This is a genomic window from Amycolatopsis sp. NPDC051371 (assembly GCF_040682155.1).
In the GTDB taxonomy this organism is placed as follows: Bacteria; Actinomycetota; Actinomycetes; order Mycobacteriales; family Pseudonocardiaceae; genus Amycolatopsis.
The window spans coordinates 1-17,637 of sequence record NZ_JBFBAG010000068.1 but is presented as its reverse complement, the minus strand read 5'-3'; the positions used below and the strand labels follow the sequence as shown (position 1 = coordinate 17,637).

Below are 17,637 nucleotides of genomic sequence, written 5' to 3'. Positions count from 1 at the left end.
GCCGGGTACCCGCCTGGTTCCCGGAGGACAGGAGCGGCCAGCGTGACCACCGGAACCGCGGGCGGGGCCCGCACGATCGACCTGCGGGTGGATGGCACGGCGTACCGGCCTGCGGTCGATCCGAGGCGCACGCTGCTGGACCTCCTCCGTGAACAGCTCGAGGTGACCAGCCCCAAGAAAGGCTGCGACCACGGCCAGTGCGGTGCCTGCACGGTGTTGCTCGACGGCCGCCGGGTCCTGGCTTGCCTGGTCCTCGCGCTGACGTGCGACGGCTCCGAAGTGACGACGGCGGCGGGGCTCGCCGACGGCGACGACCTGCACCCGGTACAGCAGGCTTTCCTCGACCACGACGGCTTCCAGTGCGGCTACTGCACCCCTGGGCAGATCTGCTCCGCCGTCGGCTTGCTGCGCGAGTTCGCCACTGGCGCCCCCAGCCACGTGACACCGTCCGTATCGGACAGTCCGCAGTGGACCGACGAGGAGATCGCCGAGCGGATGAGCGGAAATCTCTGCCGCTGCGGCGCCTACGCCGGCATCGTCTCGGCGATCCGGACGACGGGAGAAGCCCGGTGAAGCCATTCGCTCTCGACCGTCCGGAATCCGCGGCCGCCGCGGTCCGGGCCGTCGCCGATGACCCGAAAGCGGCTTACCTGGCCGGAGGCACCAACCTGGTCGATCACCTCAAGCTGGGGATCGCCTCGCCCGGCTTGCTCGTCGACGTGTCGCGGCTGACGTCGTCGGACGTCCACGAGGACGATGACGGCGGGCTCGTCGTCGGCGCGGGCGTCCGCAACAGCGACCTGGCGGCCGACCGGCGGGTGCGGGAACGCTACCCCGTTCTGGCCGAGGCTCTGCTGTCGGGCGCGTCCGGTCAGCTGCGGAACATGGCGACCACCGGCGGGAACCCGTTGCAGCGCACCCGGTGCGTCTACTTCCAGGATGTCACCACGCCTTGCAACAAGCGGTCTCCGGGGTCGGGGTGCTCCGCGCTGGGCGGCTACACCCGCCATCACGCGATCCTCGGGGCCTCGGAGCAGTGCGTCGCGACCCACCCCTCGGACATGGCGGTGGCCTTGGCGGTGCTGGACGCCCGGGTGCGCGTGCTCGGGCCGGCGGGGGAGCGCGTCCTCCCCTTCACGGACCTGCACCGCCTGCCGGGTGACCGGCCGGACCGCGACACCGTGCTCGGCCACGGGGACCTGATCACCGAGATCACGCTGCCCGCGACGGCGTGGTCCCGGCGCTCGGCCTACCGCAAGGTCCGCGACCGCGCGTCCTACGCCTTCGCGCTGATCTCCGTCGCTGCCGCTGTATCTCTTGTGGACGGTGTGCTCGACGACGTGCGGGTCGCCTTCGGCGGTGTCGCGCACAAGCCGTGGCGTGCGCATCGCGCGGAGGAAGTCCTGCGCGGTGCCCGCCCGTCCGCGGAGGTGTTCCGGGCGGCCGCGGACGCGGAGCTCGATGACGCCCGTCCACTCGAGGGCATCGATGGCGGGAACGCGTTCAAGGTCCGGCTCGCACGGCGAACGCTGACCGCGGTGCTGCGCGACCTGACCACCGAGGAGGGGAACCGGTGACCGAACTGCTGGAACCCACCGCGATCGGCCAGGAGCACCCGCGCCGCGACGGCCCGGCCAAGGTCACCGGCACCGCGCCGTACGCCTTCGAAGTACCCGTCGATCACCCGGTCCACTGCTGCCTGATCCAGTCCACGATCGCGCTGGGCCGCTGCAGCCGGATCGGCACGGTCGAAGCCGAAGCCCTCGACGGCGTGCTGCGGGTGCTGACACCGTTCACCACCGAACGCCTCGCCGACACCGACGATGCGGAACTCGCCGTACTCCAGGACGGCGAGATCCCCTTCCGTGGCCGGGTGATCGGTCTCGTGATCGCGGAAACCTCCGAAACCGCACGGCATGCGGCGCAGCTCGTCGAGGTCGAGTACAAGGCCGAGGACGCCGACGTCACGCTGTCCGCCGAGCGCGACGATCTGTACAAACCGGACACGGTCAACCCGTCATTTCCCACCGACAGCTCCGAAGGCGACGTGGAGACCGCCCTCCGCGACGCCGAGGTCATCGTCGATCGCACGTACACCACGGCGATGTACCACAACAACCCGCTCGAGCCGCACACCACGACCGCGTTGTGGCAGAACGGCACGCTGACGCTGTGGGATTCCACGCAGGGCGTGCACCCGGCACGCAAGACCGTCGCGAAGGTGTTCGGGCTGCCGCCGGAGCGGATCCGGGTGATCAGTCCCTACGTCGGCGGCGGGTTCGGGTCCAAGGGGACCGTCCACGCCAACGTCGTGCTCGCGGCGCTGGCCGCGCGGGCGCTGCCCGGACGCCCGGTCCGGCTCGCCCTGACCCGGCAGCAGATGTTCAGCCTGGCCGGGTACCGCACGCCGACGATCCAGCGGATGCGGCTCGGCGCCGGCCGGGACGGCCGCCTGCGTGCGCTGAGCCTGGACGTCGTCGAGCAGACGTCCCGGATCAAGGAGTTCGCCGAGCAGACCGCGATGCCCGCGCGGATGATGTACGCCGCGCCGAATCGCGCAACCACGCACCGGCTCGCCGCCCTCGACGTGCCGGTGCCGTCCTGGATGCGTGCGCCGGGGGAGTGCCCCGGCATGTTCGGACCCGAGGTGGCGATGGACGAGCTCGCCACCGAGCTCGGCATCGACCCGATCGAGCTGCGCGTCCGCAACGAACCCGAGCGGGACCCCGACTCCGGGAACCCGTTCTCCAGCCGCAACCTCGTGGCCTGCCTGCGCACCGGCGCCGAGAACTTCGGCTGGACGGACCGGGACCCGCGACCGGGGGTGCGCCGCGACGGGGCGTGGCTGGTCGGCACCGGGGTCGCGGCCTCGGTCTACCCGGCGAACCGGATGCCGGGCTCGACCGCGGCCGTCCGGTTCGAGGACGGCCACCACGTCGTCGAGATCGGGGCGGCCGACATCGGCACCGGTACGTGGACGGTGCTGCCGCAGATCGCGGCCGACGCCCTCGGGGTGCCGGCCGATCGGGTCGAGGTCCGGATCGGCGACACCCGTCTTCCGGCTGCCACGGTCGCCGGCGGCTCGAGCGGAGTGGCGTCGTGGGGTTCGGCCGTGGTCGCGGCCGCGCGGGTGTTCCGCGAGAAGTACGGCGCGGAACCCGAAGACGGCGACGAAGCCCAAGCGGACACACCGGAAAACCCGGACGAGAGCCGATATGCGATGTACGCGTTCGGCGCGCAGTTCGCCGAGGCGCGGGTCAACGCCGACACCGGCGAGATCCGGGTCGCGCGGCTGCACGGCACCTTCGCGGCGGGCCGGATCGTCAACCCGCGCACGGCCCGGTCGCAGTTCCTGGGCGGCATGACGATGGGCCTGTCGATGGCCCTGCACGAAAACAGCGTGCTGGACCCGCGCTTCGGGCACGTCGTCAACCACGACTTGGCGGAGTACCACATCGCGGCCAACGCCGACGTCGCCGATCTGCGGGCGGAGTGGCTCGACGAGCACGACCCGCACCTGAATCCCATGGGTACCAAGGGAATCGGAGAGATCGGCATCGTCGGCACGGCGGCGGCGGTCGCCAACGCGGTGTTCCACGCGACCGGAGTCCGGGTGCGCGACCTGCCGATCACCCTGGACAAGCTGCTGCCCAGCCTGCCTTGACGCCCACGTCGCGGCTCCCCGTACCGGGGGTTTCGCCCAGCGCAGCCTGCCGGGCCGGGTACTGCGCGCAGTGCGACACGGCCAATCCGAACGGACCGGAAGCCGGGACGTGCTTCTTCGGCGGGCCGGAGTCCACCGGCCCGGTCGACGGGCTGCCGGCACCGACGCCAGCGGCACGTTCCCCACCGAGCAGACGAACGACAGGATCGCCACGACCGGCCCGATCAGCGGTCCCACACCGCCGACAAGACGGGGTGGCCGGAGAAGAACAGCGCGTGCCACCACGAGTCCGGGACCCACGCTCCGACCGCGCCGACGATGAACAGACCCACCACCAGGTCGCGCAGGGGCGCCGCACACTCCATGACGAACACGTGCGCCACGGTGGTAAAGCCTTCGCCCGAACCCAGCCGCGCCAGGAAGGATCCTTCGCCCCGGACCGACATATCCATGGCCGCGTGGCCTTCCAGCGACCCGGCCAGGCCAGCGCCCGGCCGATCGCCGCCCACATCGCCGGACCGTCAGTGCGAACCGGTGGCTACGTGGATGACGGCGGCCATGTCCTCGTCGCCGTGGGCGTCTTCCGCGTCGGCGTACTGAGCGTGCATGGCGGCCATCAGCCGGTTGTCCACGCCGGCTTCGCGCATCGCGTCGAGGATGAGCGCGCTGTCCTTGACCGCGCCGCCGAGCCCGAACGACGGCTCGAGTTCGTCCTGGGTCATGGCCTTGCCCTTGAGCTGGGCGTAGGCGCAGTCGAGCGGGCCGCCGCCGATCACGTCGAGGAAACCGCCGGGGTCGATGCCGAGCCGGTCGGCGAGCGCGATGCTCTGTGCGGTCGCGGCGGTGACCGAGAGGACCCACGCGTTGGCGGCGAGCTTGAGGCGGTGCCCGTCGCCCGGCCGGTCACCCACCCACACGGTGCGTGCGCCGATGGCGTCGAAGACCGGCGCCACGGTGTCCTTCAGATGGCCGGGGCCGCCGGCCAGGATGATGAGCTTGCCTTCCTCCGCGGGTTCCTTGGTGCCCAGGACGGGGGCGTCGACGAACCCGGCTCGGTGTTGCTCTGCCAGGTCGGCGAGGCGGGTGGTGCCGGCCAGGCCGACGGTGCCCGACTGGACCCAGACGGTGTCCGGCCCGAAGGCCGGGAGGGCCCGCTGCATCACGTCGGCGACCGCGTCGACGTCGAAGAGCATGGTCACCACGACCTCGGCGCCTTCGACGGCCTGAGCCGGGTCCTCGGCGACGGTGATGCCGTCGTCGGCGAGCGGACGTGCCTTTTCGGTGGTCCGGTTCCAGGCGGTGACGTCCATTCCGGCCTTGGCGAGGTTGCGTGCCATGCCGCTGCCCATGAGTCCCGTGCCGAGCACGGCTGCCGTCTTGGTCATGGTTCGGCGGTACCCGCGCCGGCCGCGCGGAAACCACATCCTCGCGACGGGTCCCGGCTGGTCACGGTTCGCCGCGGAAGTTTTCGTTGCCGGACGGGTGACCTTTGCGGGAGCGGGCCCGGTCGTCTTCGAGCGGGCCGTCCGGAGTGTTTCGACGCGGCGGCTCTCGTCGAGCCTCCGGCGAATCGTCTCGGCTACGGTTTTTGTCCGGATTGTCGTCATCCTGGTCGGGAAGTCGATGCGTCACGGTCTTCTTGTTTCCTTTGAACGGGTCACGGCTGCTCGGGCGACTGCTCGGTTTCGTGCGGGGTCTTCCGCAGCCGAGCGTTTTCAGTGACCTCCCGGACTTCGGCATCGGCGGCTTGCCGGTCCTGTTCGGTGGGATCGTCGGTGACCTGGGTGCGAGTGGGGTTGGCGGTCTGGCCGTCGCGCCTTGGCGGCTGTTCGGTCATGGTGTCCTCTGGAGGTCGAAACGGTCTGCGCTTGCGGGAGCCGCGAGTCAGGGTGGTCACCCTCGTGCCGCAGGGTCGTGGCGCGGGGCGCGCGACACGACCGTCCGTCGTCTCTTCCGTATCGGGCCCATCGAAGCGGGATGCCCGCCCGGCGGGGACCCAAACTCCGGATTGCTTCCTCGCGGCTGATCCCTGTGAGGCAGACCTGGTCGCGGAGTGCCCCCGGCTGGGTCATCTTCGGCCCTGCGCGGGATCGAAGCGTTGCTGGAAAGTGAACGCGTCCCGGGTAGGGTCGGGCCGCTCGAGCCGTGGCAGGCCGGTGAGTTCGCAGCGCACCCAAACCGGGCCCGGGAGCACGTCCGGCCGGCTGGCGCGAAAGCACGCTGGTCGGCGGGGTGATGTTCGTGGAATTCGACGCGGCTGCGGGTGGTTGTGAGGTCGGCTGCTGGCTCGAGCCGGCGGCCGAGGGGCACGGTCTGGTGACTCCGGCCTGTCGGGTGCTGCTGGACTGGGCTTTCACCGACCGGGGCCTGCATCAGGCGGAGTGGCGGTGCCACTCCGGCAACGACCGCAGTGCTGCGGTGGCGAAGCGGCTGGGCGTGACGTTGGAAGGTGGTGCTGCGGAAGTCCTGGCCTCACCGTGGCGTTCGGCACGACAAGCAGGTATGGGGCGATCTTGGACATCGCTACCGCTTCACCAGCGACGGGCCGGTGATGAGCTGGTCCTGCGAACGCGGCTGCGGTGCCGCGGGCAGCAAGGTCTACTCGTCCGCGGCCGACGCCCGGCGATACGCGCGGGCCTTCGACCGCGAGGACCGTCGGGATCTCGGCAATCGCGCGCCGCTGCTCGGCATGTTCCCCTTGCGGGCGGCGCACCTGCCTCGCCGTATGCGAAGCGGTCGGTGAGTTCGTCGATCGCAGTACCGACCACGCCGATGCGGGTGCCGTTCGCGGCACGTTCGTTCACCCGGTGTGGTGGTGTGGTGTGATCCGGACGTGCGCCGTGCCCTGGAGGAGTCCAACCGCCGGATGCTGCGGGCCCGCGACACCCATGGACCGGGACTACGCCAAGCCGCTGGACGTACCCGCAGTGGCCCGGGTCGCGCACGTCTCACCCACACATTTCACGCGGACCTTCCGGGCGACGTTCGGCGAGACACCGCACCGCTACCTGCAGCGTCGGCGGGTCGAGCGGGCCATGTTCCTGTTGCGCTCGGGCGACCGGAGCGTCACCGAGATCTGCCTCGAAGTGGGCTTCACGAGTCTCGGGACCTTCAGCCGGACGTTCCGCGACATCGTCGGCGAGTCACCATCGGCGTACCGGCGGCGTGGGCCGATCGCGATCGTCCGACTTGCTTCGCCATGGCTTGGCTGCGGCCCAGGGACTGACCGGCGTGGTCGTTTCGGATAAGCGTCGCGGCGGGTGCGGGCGCTACCGTCGGCGACATGTTCACCGCATTGACGGTTTCCCAGATTTTCGTTCTCGACCAGGATGAGGCACTCGACTTCTACGTCGGCTAGCTCGACCTGGAGATCAACACCGACGCCGACCTCGGCTTCATGCGGTGGCTGACGATCAACGTCGCCGGCCATCCCGACCGCGCGATCCTGCTCGAGAAGCCCGGGCCGCCCAGGATGGACGAGGCGACCGCGAACCAGGTCCGCGACCTGCTGACCAAGGGCGCGATGGGCGGGTCGCTGTTCTTCACCACCGACGACTGCCGCAAAACGTACGAGACGCTGCTGGCGAAGGGGGTCGAGTTCACCGACGAGCCCACCGAGCGCCCGTACGGCGTCGACTGCGCCCTTCGGGACCCGTTCGGCAACGCCATCCGGTTCACCCAGCTGCTGTCCGGCACATGACATCCAGGGGCGGCGCTCGTACCGGGCGCCGCCCCGACGGGGCTTGGCCTCCGCCGTTCCGTGGGTAGAGGACCTGGCGTCGACATCGTCGCGATCACCCTGTTATCACCGGATTCTTGGCGGGGTGGTCGTTGCGGGAGAGGCGGTTGATCCGGCAGCGCACCAGCACCGCGTGCACTGTGGATGCGGGCAGGCCGAGCCGCCCGCCGATCTGGACCGGGCCCAGCCGTTTGCGCCACCGCAGCCGCACGATCGCCCGCATCAGGTGTTCGGGCGTGCGGGCTGGGCTGCGGTGTGGGCGTGAGCTGCGATCAGCCATCCCGGCGGGGCCTTCGGTGCGATAGCGCTGTGCCCACTTCGCGGCGGTTTTGGTGGCGACCATGAACATCTTCGCCGCTGCTGCGCAGGTCCAGCCTTGTTCGACGATCAGGCGGGCGAGTCGTAGCCGGGTGCGTGGGGTGAGGGTGGCGTTAGGGTGGGACACGAAGGCCTCCGGTGGGTGATGTGGTTCCTAGACAGCTCCACTTCACATCCGGAGGCCTTCACCTGTCTGCACGACAGGCCGTCACCGGTCACCGCAATCCAGGACAACGTCCCTGGACATCACAGCTAGCGCGGCATCAAGGTCGACTCCGCCGACGCGGTGGGCAAGGCGTGGCAGGATGCTTTCGCGGCCGACCGGCCGGTGGTCGTCGAGGCGGTCGTCGACCCGGCCGTGCCGTTGCACGCGCCGCACCTGCCGGACGACAAGGCCGACATGATCTACCGCGGCCTGGCGCAGGAACCCGGCAGCGACGCGGTCCGCGAGCAGGTGCTGAGCCAGCGCGCGGACGAAGGCCACGACGACCGCGATCGCCTGGAGGAGTCGTGACCGGCCCGGAAGTCCGGGCACTCGGGCATTGAGCTGCGCCGGCTAAGGAGCGGGGCGTCGGGTGCCGGTCGCCGGGAAGGACGATCCCCGGCGTGTTCGGCGACATGGTCCGGCGAGCCGCGCCGTGAGTCCCGCGTTTCGGCGGTCGGGGGCCGGGCACCCGTCGGCATGAGGCGATCGATTCTGCGCGGCCTGGCCGCGGGAGCGGCGGGCACCACGGCGTTGCACGCCGTCACCTACCTGGACATGGTGCTGCGTGGCAGGCCGGCCAGCCGGACCCCGGAGCAGAGCGTGACCCGGCTGGCCGACCTGACCGGCGTCAAGATTCCTGCCAAGGGGCGGGACAACCGCGTTTCGGGGGCCGGCGCGCTGCTCGGCATCGTGTCCGGGCTGGTGGTGGGCGCCGGTTACGGCGCGGTCCGCGCAGTGGGCTGGCGACCGTCGGTGACGACGGCCGGCGCGGTCGCCACCGTGGGCGCCATCGCCGTGTCGGCCGCGCCGATGGCCGCGATCGGGGTGTCGGACCCTCGCGACTGGTCGCTTTCGGACTGGGTGGCCGACGTGGTGCCGCACCTGGCGTACGGCTGGGTCACCACGGCGACGTACGCGGCGATGCTCGACTGCGGGGAGGCCGGGTAGCGGTCGGTGCACCCGAACGAGCTGCGGGACGCGCTCAACCGACGCGACAGCTGATCAGGATCTACACCGGCCCGGACCCGGCCGCGGTTGAGACCCGATCGCGCGCTCGGCGTAGTTTGGGCTGTGTGACTGCGCCCGATGTGCCGATCGCCGCGGGCGAGGATCCTTACGCGCTGAAGTTCCCGGTGATCGCGCTGGTGACCTCTGCGGGTGGACTGGACGCGCTGACCGGCGTCCTGGCTCCGCTGCCGCCGGAGCTGCCCGCGGCGCTGCTGGTGGTCCAGCACCTGCAGCCGGACCGTCCCAGCGAGCTGGCCGGCATTCTGGCCGCGCGGACCGGCTTGACGGTCCGCGCAGCCGTCAACGACGACCGGCTCATCCCCGGAACGGTGCTCGTGGCGCCACCGGCCCGGCACCTGCTGGTCACCTCCGATGCCCGAGTCGGACTGATCGACGCCGGCGCGCTGCCGCCGGCCCGGCCTTCGGCGGATCTCCTGCTGGCGACGTTGGCGGTGACGTGCGGACCGCGGGCGCTGGCGGTGGTGCTGACCGGCAAGGGCACCGATGCCCAGGCCGGGATCCGCGCCGTCGTGCACTGCGGTGGCACGGTCCTCGCCCAGGATGAGGCCAGTTCGCAACACTTCGGGATGCCCGGTGCAGCGATCGGTACCACGCTGGTGCAGAACGTGCTCGCGTTGCCCGACATCGCCGAGGCCATCGTGGGTCACGTCCGCGCCCATCAAGGCTGACGCGGTAGTCCGCACCACCGCGGCGCGCAATCGCCGTCGTGGACAGGCGCACACCCGATCAGCCGGTGGTGAACCGCCGGGTGGGCAGGATCCGAGCGGTGCCTTCGCAGCGGCCAGAGTGCCCGTGGTCCGGCGGTGACCGGCCGGCCGGCCAGCCGGCCGGAAACAGTTGCCTTGGGTAAGGATCGGAGTTTGCCTGGGCGTGCTCCGGGTATCCGCCGCCGGTACGACGATGATCGGGAGGTTCGGTCGTGGCGCAGCGTGACGGCATCGCCCAGCCGTGGGGCACCCGGACGCCGTACGGGCCGGGGGAGGCGTGGCCGGTACGGGTGGACAGCCATTTGGCCGAGGGGCTGGAACCTGCCGATGTCGACCGCTGGGTCCGCAGTGCCGCGGTGCTGCACTCCAATGGGGACGGCCTGGACATCGCGGTCAAGGACGGCCGGATCGCCGGGGTTCGGGGCCGTGCCGATGACCGCGTCAACCGCGGGCGGCTCGACCCGAAGGACCTGTTCGGCTGGCAGGCCAACACGTCCCCGGACCGGCTGACCACCCCGCTGGTCCGGCGGGACGGTGAGCTCGTCGAGGCGAGCTGGGACGAAGCCATGGAGCTGGTCGTCGAACACAGCAAGCAGCTCCTGGACGAGCAGGGACCGAGCGCGGTCGGCTTCTACACCAGCGGCCAGCTGTTCGCCGAGGAGTACTACACGCTCGCCGCGATCGCCCGCGCCGGCATCGGCACCAACCACCTCGACGGCAACACCCGTCTCTGCACCGCGACCGCGGCCGCCGCCCTCAAAGAGTCCTTCGGCTGCGACGGCCAGCCAGGGTCCTATTCCGACGTCGACCACGCCGACGTCATCGCCCTCTTCGGACACAACGCCGCCGAAACCCAGGCCGTCTTGTGGTCGCGCATCCTGGACCGGCTCGACGGTCCCAACCCGCCCTCGGTGTTGTGCGTCGATCCGCGCGAGACCCCCGTGGCCCGGGCGGCGACCCTGCACCTGGCGCCGCTGCCCGGAACCAACCTCGCGTTGATGAACGGGCTCCTGCACGAAATCATCGAGCACGACTGGGTCGACCACGACTACCTCGAGCGGTGCACCGTCGGCTACGGCGACCTCGAGAAGATGGTCGCGGACTACCCACCGGAGCGAGTGGCGGCGATTTGCGCCGTGCCCGAAGCTGAAATCCGCGCCGCCGCCGAACTCCTCGGCTCGGCGGAGCGGCTGCTGTGCACCGTCCTGCAAGGCTTCTACCAGTCCCACCAGGCCGGCGCCGCCGCGGTGCAGGTCAACAACCTCAACCTGGTGCGGGGCATGCTCGGCAAGCCCGGCGCCGGCGTCCTGCAGATGAACGGCCAGCCCACCGCCCAGAACACCCGCGAATGCGGCGCGGACGGCGACCTCACCGGCTTTCGCAACTGGGCCAACGACTCCCACGTGGCCGAGCTTGCCGAGCTGTGGAACGTCGAGCAGAGCAAGATCCCGCACTACGGGCCGCCGACGCACCTGATGCAGATGATGCGCTACGCGGAAAACGGCACCCTGCGGTTCCTCTGGGTGTCGGCCACCAACCCGGCCGTTTCGCTACCGGAACTGCGCCGGATCCGGTCGATCCTCACGCAGGACCGGCTCTTCCTCGTGGTTCAGGACGCCTTCCGCACCGAGACGGCGGAACTTGCGGATGTCGTCCTCCCGGCGGCGATCTGGGGTGAGAAGACCGGCACGTTCACCAACGCCGACCGCACGGTGCACCTGTCGGAGAAGGCCGTCGAGCCGCCCGGCCAGGCCCGACCGGACCTCGACATCCTGCTCGACTACGCCCGCCGGATGGACTTCCGCGACCGGGACAGCGCACCGCTTCCGCAGTGGCACGACGCCGAGTCCGCGTTCGAGGCGTGGAAGCGCGCGTCGGCCGGGAGGCCGTGCGACTACACCGGCCTCAGCTACGAGAAGCTCCGCACGGTGAGCGGTGTCCAATGGCCCTGCAACGACGAGCACCCCGACGGCACCGAACGGCTGTACTCCGACGGGAAATTCTTCGCTCAGCCCGATTATTGCGAGAGCTATGGACGTGACCTGGTCACCGGCGCGCCGATGGAACCGGTCGAGTACCGGGCGATGAACCCGGACGGCAAAGCGATGATCAAGGCCGCCGAATACCTTCCGCCGCACGAGGTTCCGGGCGAAGACCATCCGTTCGCGTTGATCACCGGACGGACGATCTACCACTTCCACACCCGGACCAAGACCGCTCGCGCGGCGCAGCTTCAGGCCGCCGCCCCGGAGTCCTGGGTGGAAGTGTCCGACGTCGATGCGAAACGCCTCGACCTGCACGAGGGGAATTGGGCGGAAGTCACCACCCGACGCGGCCGGATCCACGCCCGTGTCCGCGTCGGCGGTATCCGTGAAGGTGTTCTGTTCATCCCGTTCCACTACGGCTACTTCGACACCGAAGACCCCGCCGGCCGCGACGGTGACCGCGCCGCCAACGAACTCACCTTGACCGACTGGGATCCGGTGTCCAAGCAACCGCTGTTCAAGACCGCCGCGGCCGCCATCCGCCGCTCGGCATCCGGCCGGACGACGGCGAGCGACTCGATCGCGGCCGGCCGGCCCCGGAACGGCGTCGAGGAAGACCTCACAGCCGCGGAGACGAAGGGAGGGGCCCGATGAAGCTCGGGCTGGCGATCCGCGAGCTGCACCGGTCGGAGACGTCGCTGGCGAAGGACCTGATCAAGGTGGCCGACCGGCACACCGCCGAGCACGAGGTGCACCACGTCGCCCACGACCTGGCCCGGTGGTCGCAGGCGCACGTCCGCGACCTCGCGGGTGCCGCGCGCGCCTACGACGTCCACCTGTCCGATGAGGCACCGACACCGTCCGGCCCGATGGAGGCGATCCGCGCGACGGTGGCCGAGCTGAGCGGCCGGCGCCCCGAAACCGGCCTGCTCCTGCTGGCCGACCTCCGGCGGCTGCACCGCAAAACGGCGGGGGTTTCCCTGGACTGGGAACTGCTGGCCCAAGGCGCTCAGGCCGTCAAGGACACAGATCTGCTGGAGCTGGCCGGTCGCTGTCACCCGCAGACGCTGAGGCAGCTGAAATGGACCAACGCCATGCTGAAAGTCCTGTCCCCGCAGGTGCTGGCCAGCTGATGGCGGACACGAAAGCTGGCCGGGCGACCGAGTACGCGGCCTGAGCCGGTCGGCGTGCGCTGGGCGTCACCGCCGGACAGTAGGCCCTGCGGCCCGCGGTCCGCGTGGCGGACACGGAGTTGCTGTTGGCCCAGGCGTGGGCCGCTGCGCCCCGGGGCGAACGGGCCGACGCACGCTGGCTCGCCACGACCGCAGCCGCCCACGCTGCCGGCCTCGGACTCTGGCCGCCCCAATCACTGCGAGGGAAATTCGACCCCGCTCCTGCGCATCGTGGCGACGCCGCAGGTCATGGCGATAAATGAACGGAAAGGGAGATTGCCGAGCTGGTTGCCCGAGGGCTCTCCAACCGGCAGAGCGCCGAGCTGCTCGTCATCTCCGTCCGGACGGTCGGCAATCACCTCTACCACATCTACACCAAGCTCGGCATCGACACTGGGGCGCCGAACTGGCCGTGCTGCTGCGCACCGTCCGGTGAGTGCCGGCAGACGAGGGTCCCGTCGCCTGCCGGACGTCCCCTTGGTCAGGCGAGCAGTTCGTACACGTCGCAGCCGAAGAACAGCCACTTCTGGTTGCTGGAGTTGTTCAGGATCCAGTACTGCCACGTCGTGGCGTCGTAGTGCACGGCGACTTGGAACGACACGGTGGCGGCACCCCGTGCCTGGGTGCTGGTCCGGCTGACCGTGCCGTCCCGATCGGCCAACCGTATACGGGTTCGAAGTGCTCGCACTGCACCAGATCGTTGGCTTCGGCGCGGCCGAATGCATGACTGCTCGGCTCCACCAGCTAGCCTCGAAAGTGGACGGGGAGCTCGCACCGGTGTTCGCCGCGCATGCCGGCGCCGCCGCGGCCGGTGACGGAGCCCGGTTGGTGGCGGCGTCCGAAGACCTCGAGAACCTCGGTTTCACACTCGTGGCGTCCGAAGCTGCGAGTCAGGCATGCCACGCGTACCGGTCGGCGGGGCGCGGTCACCAGGCCAGGGCGGCGAACGCCCGCGCGTGGGAGTTGGCGCCGCGGTGCCAGGGTGCGCGCACCCCGACACTGGCCGCCATCGCCGCCCCTGGACTCATCGCGCGGGAGCGCGAAGTGGCCGCTCTGGCCGCCGAGGGCCGGACCAGCCGCCAGATTGCCGAGCGGCTCACCATGTCGGTCCGGACCGTGGACAACCACCTTCGTCCGGTTTACGCCAAGCTGGGCATCTCGGGTCGTACCGCTCTGGCGGCTTGCCTCGCCCTGTCACCAAACGACCGGGATACCGCCGCCGTTTCACCAGCAAGAAGCTGACGATCCCCCGCCTACGGGGGCGTACACATAGTGGCCGTTGGTCGAGTACCGCATCCCCAATTGCTGGCTGGTTCCGGCCGGTGGTGTCCCTGTTCCTCTCGCCTCCGAGCCGCTAACGATGGCCGTAGCCTTCCCCTTAAGGCAGCCCGTGTTTAGCCTGACTTGGCTCAAGATCGCTGATCTTGGGTACGGTGCTGGCTGTTGAGCTGCGGTTTCGTCGTGTGAACGGCGAAAATCTGCGCACTAAGCGGCCGGTTCTAGGGGTCTGCCCATCGCTTCCCGGTTACGGCTTCAGCGACAAGCCGGCCGCGCCGGGGTGGGGGATCGAGCGGATATCCGACGCGTGGTGCGAGCTGATGGCCCGGCTCGGCTACCGGCGGTTCGGCGCCCAGGGCAGCGACTGGGGCACCAGCATCGCCACGAGCATCGGTCAACGGCAACCCGATCGGGTCGCCGGCATCCATCTCATGCCGCCGCTCGCACCGCCCGATCCGGCCACGTTGGACGACCTCACCGGTGCCGAGCGGGCGGCGCTCGCGACACTGCGGGAGGCGGACGAATGGGGCTCCGGATACTCGGCGCAGCAGTCGACCCGGCCGCAGACGGTCGGCTACGGGCTGGTCGACTCGCCGGCCGCCCTCTGCGCCTGGATCGTCGAGAAGTTTTGGTCGTGGACCGACTCCGGTGGCGACCTGCATCGGGTTATTACCCGGGATGAGCTGCTCGACAACCTGATGCTCTACTGGCTGCCCGGCACCGGTGCCTCATCCGCCCGGCTGTACTGGGAAAGCCTCCGGCAGGTCAACGAATGGATCTCCGGGTCGGCCGGCGCGCCGGTGACCGTACCCACCGGCTGTTCGGTCTTCCCCAAGGAGCTGCAGCGCCCGTCTCGGCGGTGGGCGGAGCGCCGGTTCCCGAACATCCGGTACTGGAACGAGCCCGGCAAGGGCGGCCACTTCGCGGCGTTCGAGCAGCCGGCGTTGTTCGTCGACGAGGTCCGGTCATTCTTCCGGCTGGTCCGCTGATGGTGACCCGTACTCGATAAGCGGCTGGCTAAAGATCAACAAGTGCCCATCGGGTGTCCGTACGTTGAAGTCGCGCATCCCGTAGGGCCGGTCAGCCAGTGGCTCGACGATGTCGGCGCCGCGGGCGCGCAGCTCGTCGTGGCAGGAATCGACGTCGTCGACGACAACCGTCACCCTGGCCGGGCCGACGCTGCTTTCGGCGTACAGGTGGAACTCGGCGGTGTCGCGGATCACGGCCGCGTAGCTAGGTGGGGTCTCCCAGGTGAATATGGTGTCGAATCCGAGCGCGTCCGTGAAGTACGACCGCGCTGCCTGCACATCTCGGCACGGCAGCACGGGAACCGCCACCCGCATGACCATTCCGTCACCTTACCTGACTTTGGCTCAAGATCGCTGATCTTGGGTAGGGTGCTGGCTGTTGAGCTGCGGTTTCGTCGTGTGAACGGCGAAAATCTGCGCACTAAGCGGCCGGTTCTAGGCTGTCTCTCGTGGCGTATGTGCGCACGGTGAAGACGGCGTCGGGGGCCAGGGCGGTGCAGATCGTGCACTCCTCGCGTCGCGGGTCGCGGGACATCGAGCACATCGGCTCGGCGCATGACGATGCGGCGTTGGAGGCGCTCAAGGCGGTGGCGAGGCAGCGTCTGGCTGTGGGGCAGCCCGAGCTCGACTTTGGCCCGGACTTCGCGGCGTTGCAGGCCGGCAGTGGTGCTGGTGGTGGGCCGCTTGCGATCACGTCGTCGCGGATGGGGTACCTGTGGGACGCGCTCGGCCACGCCTACCAGCTGTTGGGGTTCGAGGAGGCCGCTGGTGGTGACGAGGTGTTCCGATTACTGGTGCTGGCACGGATCGTCGAGCCGACCAGCAAGCTGGACAGTCTGCGGGTGGTCGAGGAGGCAGGTTTCGACCCGCCGGCGTACGCGACCCTCAAGCGGCGTCTGCCCGCGTTCGCGAAAGAGTCCTGGCGGCAGAAGTTGGCCGCGGCGTGCGCCCGCACCGCTGATCTGGGGCCGGCGTCACTGGTTCTCTACGATGTGTCCACCTTGTACTTCGAGACCGATGCCGGGGACGGGTTCCGTGAGCCCGGGTTCTCCAAAGAACGCCGCCTGGAGCCGCAGATCACGATCGGGCTGCTCACCGACGCAAGCGGGTTTCCGTTGATGGTTAACGCGTTCGAGGGCAACCGGGGCGAGACCACTACGATGCTGCCGACCATCCGTGCGTTCATGGATGCCCACCAGTTGGCTGATGTCACGGTCGTGGCCGACGCTGGCATGATCTCTGCGGCCAACCAGCAGGCCATCGAGGCCGCGGGGTTGTCGTTCATCCTCGGCGCGCGGATACCCGACGTGCCGTACGTGGTCCAGGCGTGGCGCCACAAGCACCCGGATGAGCAGATCCCCGACGGGCACATCTTCACCCAGCCCTGGCCTGCCGGCCCCAAGGACCAGCGCCGCGACCAGATCATCTACTACCAGTACCGGGCGGACCGGGCTCGGCGCACCCTGCACGGCATCGACGAACAGGTCGCCAAGGCCGAGCAGGCCGTCGCCGGCAAGACCGCGGTCAAACGCAACCGGTTCATCCAGCTCACCGGCGCCACCAAGAGTGTCAACCGGACCCTGGAAGCCAAGGCACGCGCCCTTGCCGGCCTCAAAGGCTACGTCACCAACCTCCCGGACGTCACCGCCGAGTTCGTGATCGACGCCTACCACCGACTGTTCCACATCGAGAAGTCGTTCCGAATGTCTAAACACGACCTACGTGCGCGGCCGATCTACCACCACAAGCGCGAGTCGATCGACGCGCACCTGACGGTCGTGTTCGCCGCCCTGGCCGTCAGCAGGTGGATCGAGCAGACCACCGGCTGGTCGATCAAGAAGTTCGTGCGCACCACCCGCCGCTACCGCACCATCAACATCCAGGCCGGCGAGCACACCCTCACCGCCGTCGACCCGCTACCCGACGACCTCCGCGATGCCCTCACCCGCATCCACGACCGCGGTGCGCACTAATTTGAGCCAAGTCAGGTTTAGGCCTCGGAGTTCGCCGGTGACGAGAACCGACCGGTCGTAGAACTCAGCCGTGCCGCGGTAGTAGGTCGCACCGTAGGAGAGGTTGAACGATGCCCTGTCGGCTGCAGCCGCGCCGGGCGCCCCCGTCACAGTCAATCCTGCGGCAACGGGGGGTCTATCCCGTGACCGGTGTTTCCGGCGTTGTTGATCAGTAGGTTTCGGCTCCCGGCCATCGGTCACCGAACGTGATGGCGAACGCGTTGATCACTGGCTTCCAGCGCATCGTCCATCGGGCGCGGCCTGTCCCGGTCGGGTCCAGGCTGCGGGTCACAAGGTACAGGCACTTCATCGCGGCCTGCTCGGTCGGGAAATGCCCGCGTGCGCGGATCGCCCGCCGATAGCGGGCGTTCAGCGATTCGATCGCGTTTGTGGAGCAGATCATCCTCCGGATCTCGACGTCGTAGTCGAGGAACGGCGTGAACTCATTCCAGGCGTTGCGCCACAACCGAATCACCGCTGCGTGTTTCGCGCCCCATTTC

The 17,637-nt window shown here is 69.6% G+C and carries 18 protein-coding genes and 5 pseudogenes; 16 read left to right on the top strand and 7 right to left on the bottom strand.

Annotated features, from left to right (window positions below):
• Positions 1-42: 42 nt before the first annotated feature.
• Genes AB0M59_RS48425 through AB0M59_RS48415 form a run of 3 tightly spaced genes read left to right on the top strand, consistent with a single transcriptional unit; the run spans position 43 to position 3,664 of the window.
• A complete protein-coding gene (locus AB0M59_RS48425; RefSeq protein WP_364629442.1) occupies positions 43-573 on the top strand; it encodes a 2Fe-2S iron-sulfur cluster-binding protein in 531 nt (176 codons plus the stop codon).
• Positions 570-1,577: a xanthine dehydrogenase family protein subunit M gene (locus AB0M59_RS48420; RefSeq protein ID WP_364629439.1), complete on the top strand. Its 1,008-nt coding sequence runs from the start codon at positions 570-572 to the stop codon at positions 1,575-1,577. The genes AB0M59_RS48425 and AB0M59_RS48420 overlap by 4 nt, the downstream gene beginning before the upstream one ends.
• A complete protein-coding gene (locus tag AB0M59_RS48415; protein ID WP_364629437.1) occupies positions 1,574-3,664 on the top strand; it encodes a xanthine dehydrogenase family protein molybdopterin-binding subunit in 2,091 nt (696 codons plus the stop codon). The genes AB0M59_RS48420 and AB0M59_RS48415 overlap by 4 nt, the downstream gene beginning before the upstream one ends.
• A gap of 224 nt (positions 3,665-3,888) precedes the next feature.
• Here the strand turns inward: AB0M59_RS48415 and AB0M59_RS48410 are convergent, their stop codons facing one another.
• The 3 genes from AB0M59_RS48410 to AB0M59_RS48400 form a co-directional block, all read right to left on the bottom strand.
• Complete coding sequence (locus AB0M59_RS48410) at positions 3,889-4,173, bottom strand: hypothetical protein (protein ID WP_364629434.1); 285 nt, start codon at positions 4,171-4,173, stop codon at positions 3,889-3,891.
• 12 nt (positions 4,174-4,185) lie between these two features.
• Positions 4,186-5,088 (bottom strand): NAD(P)-dependent oxidoreductase, encoded by a 903-nt coding sequence (locus AB0M59_RS48405; RefSeq protein WP_364629432.1) that lies wholly within the window; start codon positions 5,086-5,088, stop codon positions 4,186-4,188.
• A 233-nt stretch (positions 5,089-5,321) separates the two neighbouring features.
• A complete protein-coding gene (locus tag AB0M59_RS48400) occupies positions 5,322-5,501 on the bottom strand; it encodes a hypothetical protein (RefSeq protein WP_364629430.1) in 180 nt (59 codons plus the stop codon).
• Positions 5,502-5,899: 398 nt separating this feature from the next.
• On the opposite strand from AB0M59_RS48400, the pseudogene AB0M59_RS48395 reads away from it, so the two are divergent.
• The 4 genes and pseudogenes from AB0M59_RS48395 to AB0M59_RS48380 all read left to right on the top strand — a co-directional run.
• Positions 5,900-6,043 (top strand): annotated as a pseudogene (locus tag AB0M59_RS48395) (GNAT family protein); the annotation flags it as partial.
• 70 nt (positions 6,044-6,113) lie between these two features.
• Positions 6,114-6,407, top strand: coding sequence for a hypothetical protein (locus AB0M59_RS48390; protein ID WP_364629427.1), 294 nt, complete (start codon positions 6,114-6,116; stop codon positions 6,405-6,407).
• A 123-nt stretch (positions 6,408-6,530) separates the two neighbouring features.
• Positions 6,531-6,890, top strand: a pseudogene (locus AB0M59_RS48385) (helix-turn-helix transcriptional regulator).
• Between the two features lie 57 nt (positions 6,891-6,947).
• Positions 6,948-7,364, top strand: a pseudogene (locus tag AB0M59_RS48380) (VOC family protein).
• A gap of 136 nt (positions 7,365-7,500) precedes the next feature.
• Here the strand turns inward: AB0M59_RS48380 and AB0M59_RS48375 are convergent.
• A pseudogene (locus tag AB0M59_RS48375) lies at positions 7,501-7,848 on the bottom strand (leucine zipper domain-containing protein); the annotation flags it as partial.
• Positions 7,849-8,007: 159 nt separating this feature from the next.
• Between AB0M59_RS48375 and AB0M59_RS48370 the strand changes: the two are divergent.
• The 6 genes and pseudogenes from AB0M59_RS48370 to AB0M59_RS48345 form a co-directional block, all read left to right on the top strand.
• Positions 8,008-8,235, top strand: coding sequence for a hypothetical protein (locus AB0M59_RS48370; RefSeq protein ID WP_364629424.1), 228 nt, complete (start codon positions 8,008-8,010; stop codon positions 8,233-8,235).
• A 168-nt stretch (positions 8,236-8,403) separates the two neighbouring features.
• Entirely contained in the window at positions 8,404-8,874 is a 471-nt protein-coding gene (locus AB0M59_RS48365) for a hypothetical protein (RefSeq protein ID WP_364629422.1), read from the top strand.
• A 125-nt stretch (positions 8,875-8,999) separates the two neighbouring features.
• Entirely contained in the window at positions 9,000-9,623 is a 624-nt protein-coding gene (locus tag AB0M59_RS48360; RefSeq protein ID WP_364629419.1) for a chemotaxis protein CheB, read from the top strand.
• A 251-nt stretch (positions 9,624-9,874) separates the two neighbouring features.
• On the top strand, positions 9,875-12,301 hold the full coding sequence (locus AB0M59_RS48355; RefSeq protein ID WP_364629416.1) for a nitrate reductase: 2,427 nt from the start codon (positions 9,875-9,877) through the stop codon (positions 12,299-12,301).
• Complete coding sequence (locus AB0M59_RS48350; protein WP_364629413.1) at positions 12,298-12,780, top strand: hypothetical protein; 483 nt, start codon at positions 12,298-12,300, stop codon at positions 12,778-12,780. Before AB0M59_RS48355 ends, AB0M59_RS48350 begins: the two co-directional genes overlap by 4 nt.
• A 314-nt stretch (positions 12,781-13,094) precedes the next feature.
• Positions 13,095-13,196: pseudogene (locus AB0M59_RS48345) on the top strand (LuxR C-terminal-related transcriptional regulator); the annotation flags it as partial.
• A 104-nt stretch (positions 13,197-13,300) separates the two neighbouring features.
• Here the strand turns inward: AB0M59_RS48345 and AB0M59_RS48340 are convergent.
• Positions 13,301-13,480, bottom strand: coding sequence for a hypothetical protein (locus AB0M59_RS48340; RefSeq protein WP_364629410.1), 180 nt, complete (start codon positions 13,478-13,480; stop codon positions 13,301-13,303).
• A 17-nt stretch (positions 13,481-13,497) separates the two neighbouring features.
• Here AB0M59_RS48340 and AB0M59_RS48335 point away from each other — a divergent pair, with 17 nt between their 5' ends.
• On the top strand, positions 13,498-14,061 hold the full coding sequence (locus AB0M59_RS48335) for a helix-turn-helix transcriptional regulator (protein ID WP_364629407.1): 564 nt from the start codon (positions 13,498-13,500) through the stop codon (positions 14,059-14,061).
• A 221-nt stretch (positions 14,062-14,282) separates the two neighbouring features.
• The gene (locus AB0M59_RS48330) at positions 14,283-15,086 is read left to right on the top strand and encodes an alpha/beta hydrolase (protein ID WP_284742605.1); all 804 of its coding nucleotides are present in this window, start codon (positions 14,283-14,285) and stop codon (positions 15,084-15,086) included.
• Here AB0M59_RS48330 and AB0M59_RS48325 read toward each other — a convergent pair.
• A complete protein-coding gene (locus AB0M59_RS48325) occupies positions 15,063-15,446 on the bottom strand; it encodes a VOC family protein (RefSeq protein ID WP_364629404.1) in 384 nt (127 codons plus the stop codon). The two genes, AB0M59_RS48330 and AB0M59_RS48325, sit on opposite strands and share 24 nt — an antisense overlap.
• Positions 15,447-15,619: 173 nt before the next feature.
• On the opposite strand from AB0M59_RS48325, the gene AB0M59_RS48320 reads away from it, so the two are divergent.
• Entirely contained in the window at positions 15,620-17,098 is a 1,479-nt protein-coding gene (locus tag AB0M59_RS48320) for an IS1634 family transposase (RefSeq protein WP_364629544.1), read from the top strand.
• A 208-nt stretch (positions 17,099-17,306) separates the two neighbouring features.
• Here AB0M59_RS48320 and AB0M59_RS48315 read toward each other — a convergent pair.
• Positions 17,307-17,637: transposase (locus AB0M59_RS48315; RefSeq protein ID WP_364629401.1), on the bottom strand; the 331-nt coding region annotated here is incomplete at its 5' end.

Bases quoted from the DNA above. Each gene is read 5' to 3' on its own strand.
- AB0M59_RS48400 (WP_364629430.1), bottom strand. From the start codon at position 5,501: ATGACCGAACAGCCGCCAAGGCGCGACGGCCAGACCGCCAACCCCACT.
- AB0M59_RS48365 (WP_364629422.1), top strand. From the start codon at position 8,404: ATGAGGCGATCGATTCTGCGCGGCCTGGCCGCGGGAGCGGCGGGCACC.
- AB0M59_RS48325 (WP_364629404.1), bottom strand. From the start codon at position 15,446: ATGGTCATGCGGGTGGCGGTTCCCGTGCTGCCGTGCCGAGATGTGCAG.
- AB0M59_RS48405 (WP_364629432.1), bottom strand. From the start codon at position 5,088: ATGTGGTTTCCGCGCGGCCGGCGCGGGTACCGCCGAACCATGACCAAG.
- AB0M59_RS48350 (WP_364629413.1), top strand. From the start codon at position 12,298: ATGAAGCTCGGGCTGGCGATCCGCGAGCTGCACCGGTCGGAGACGTCG.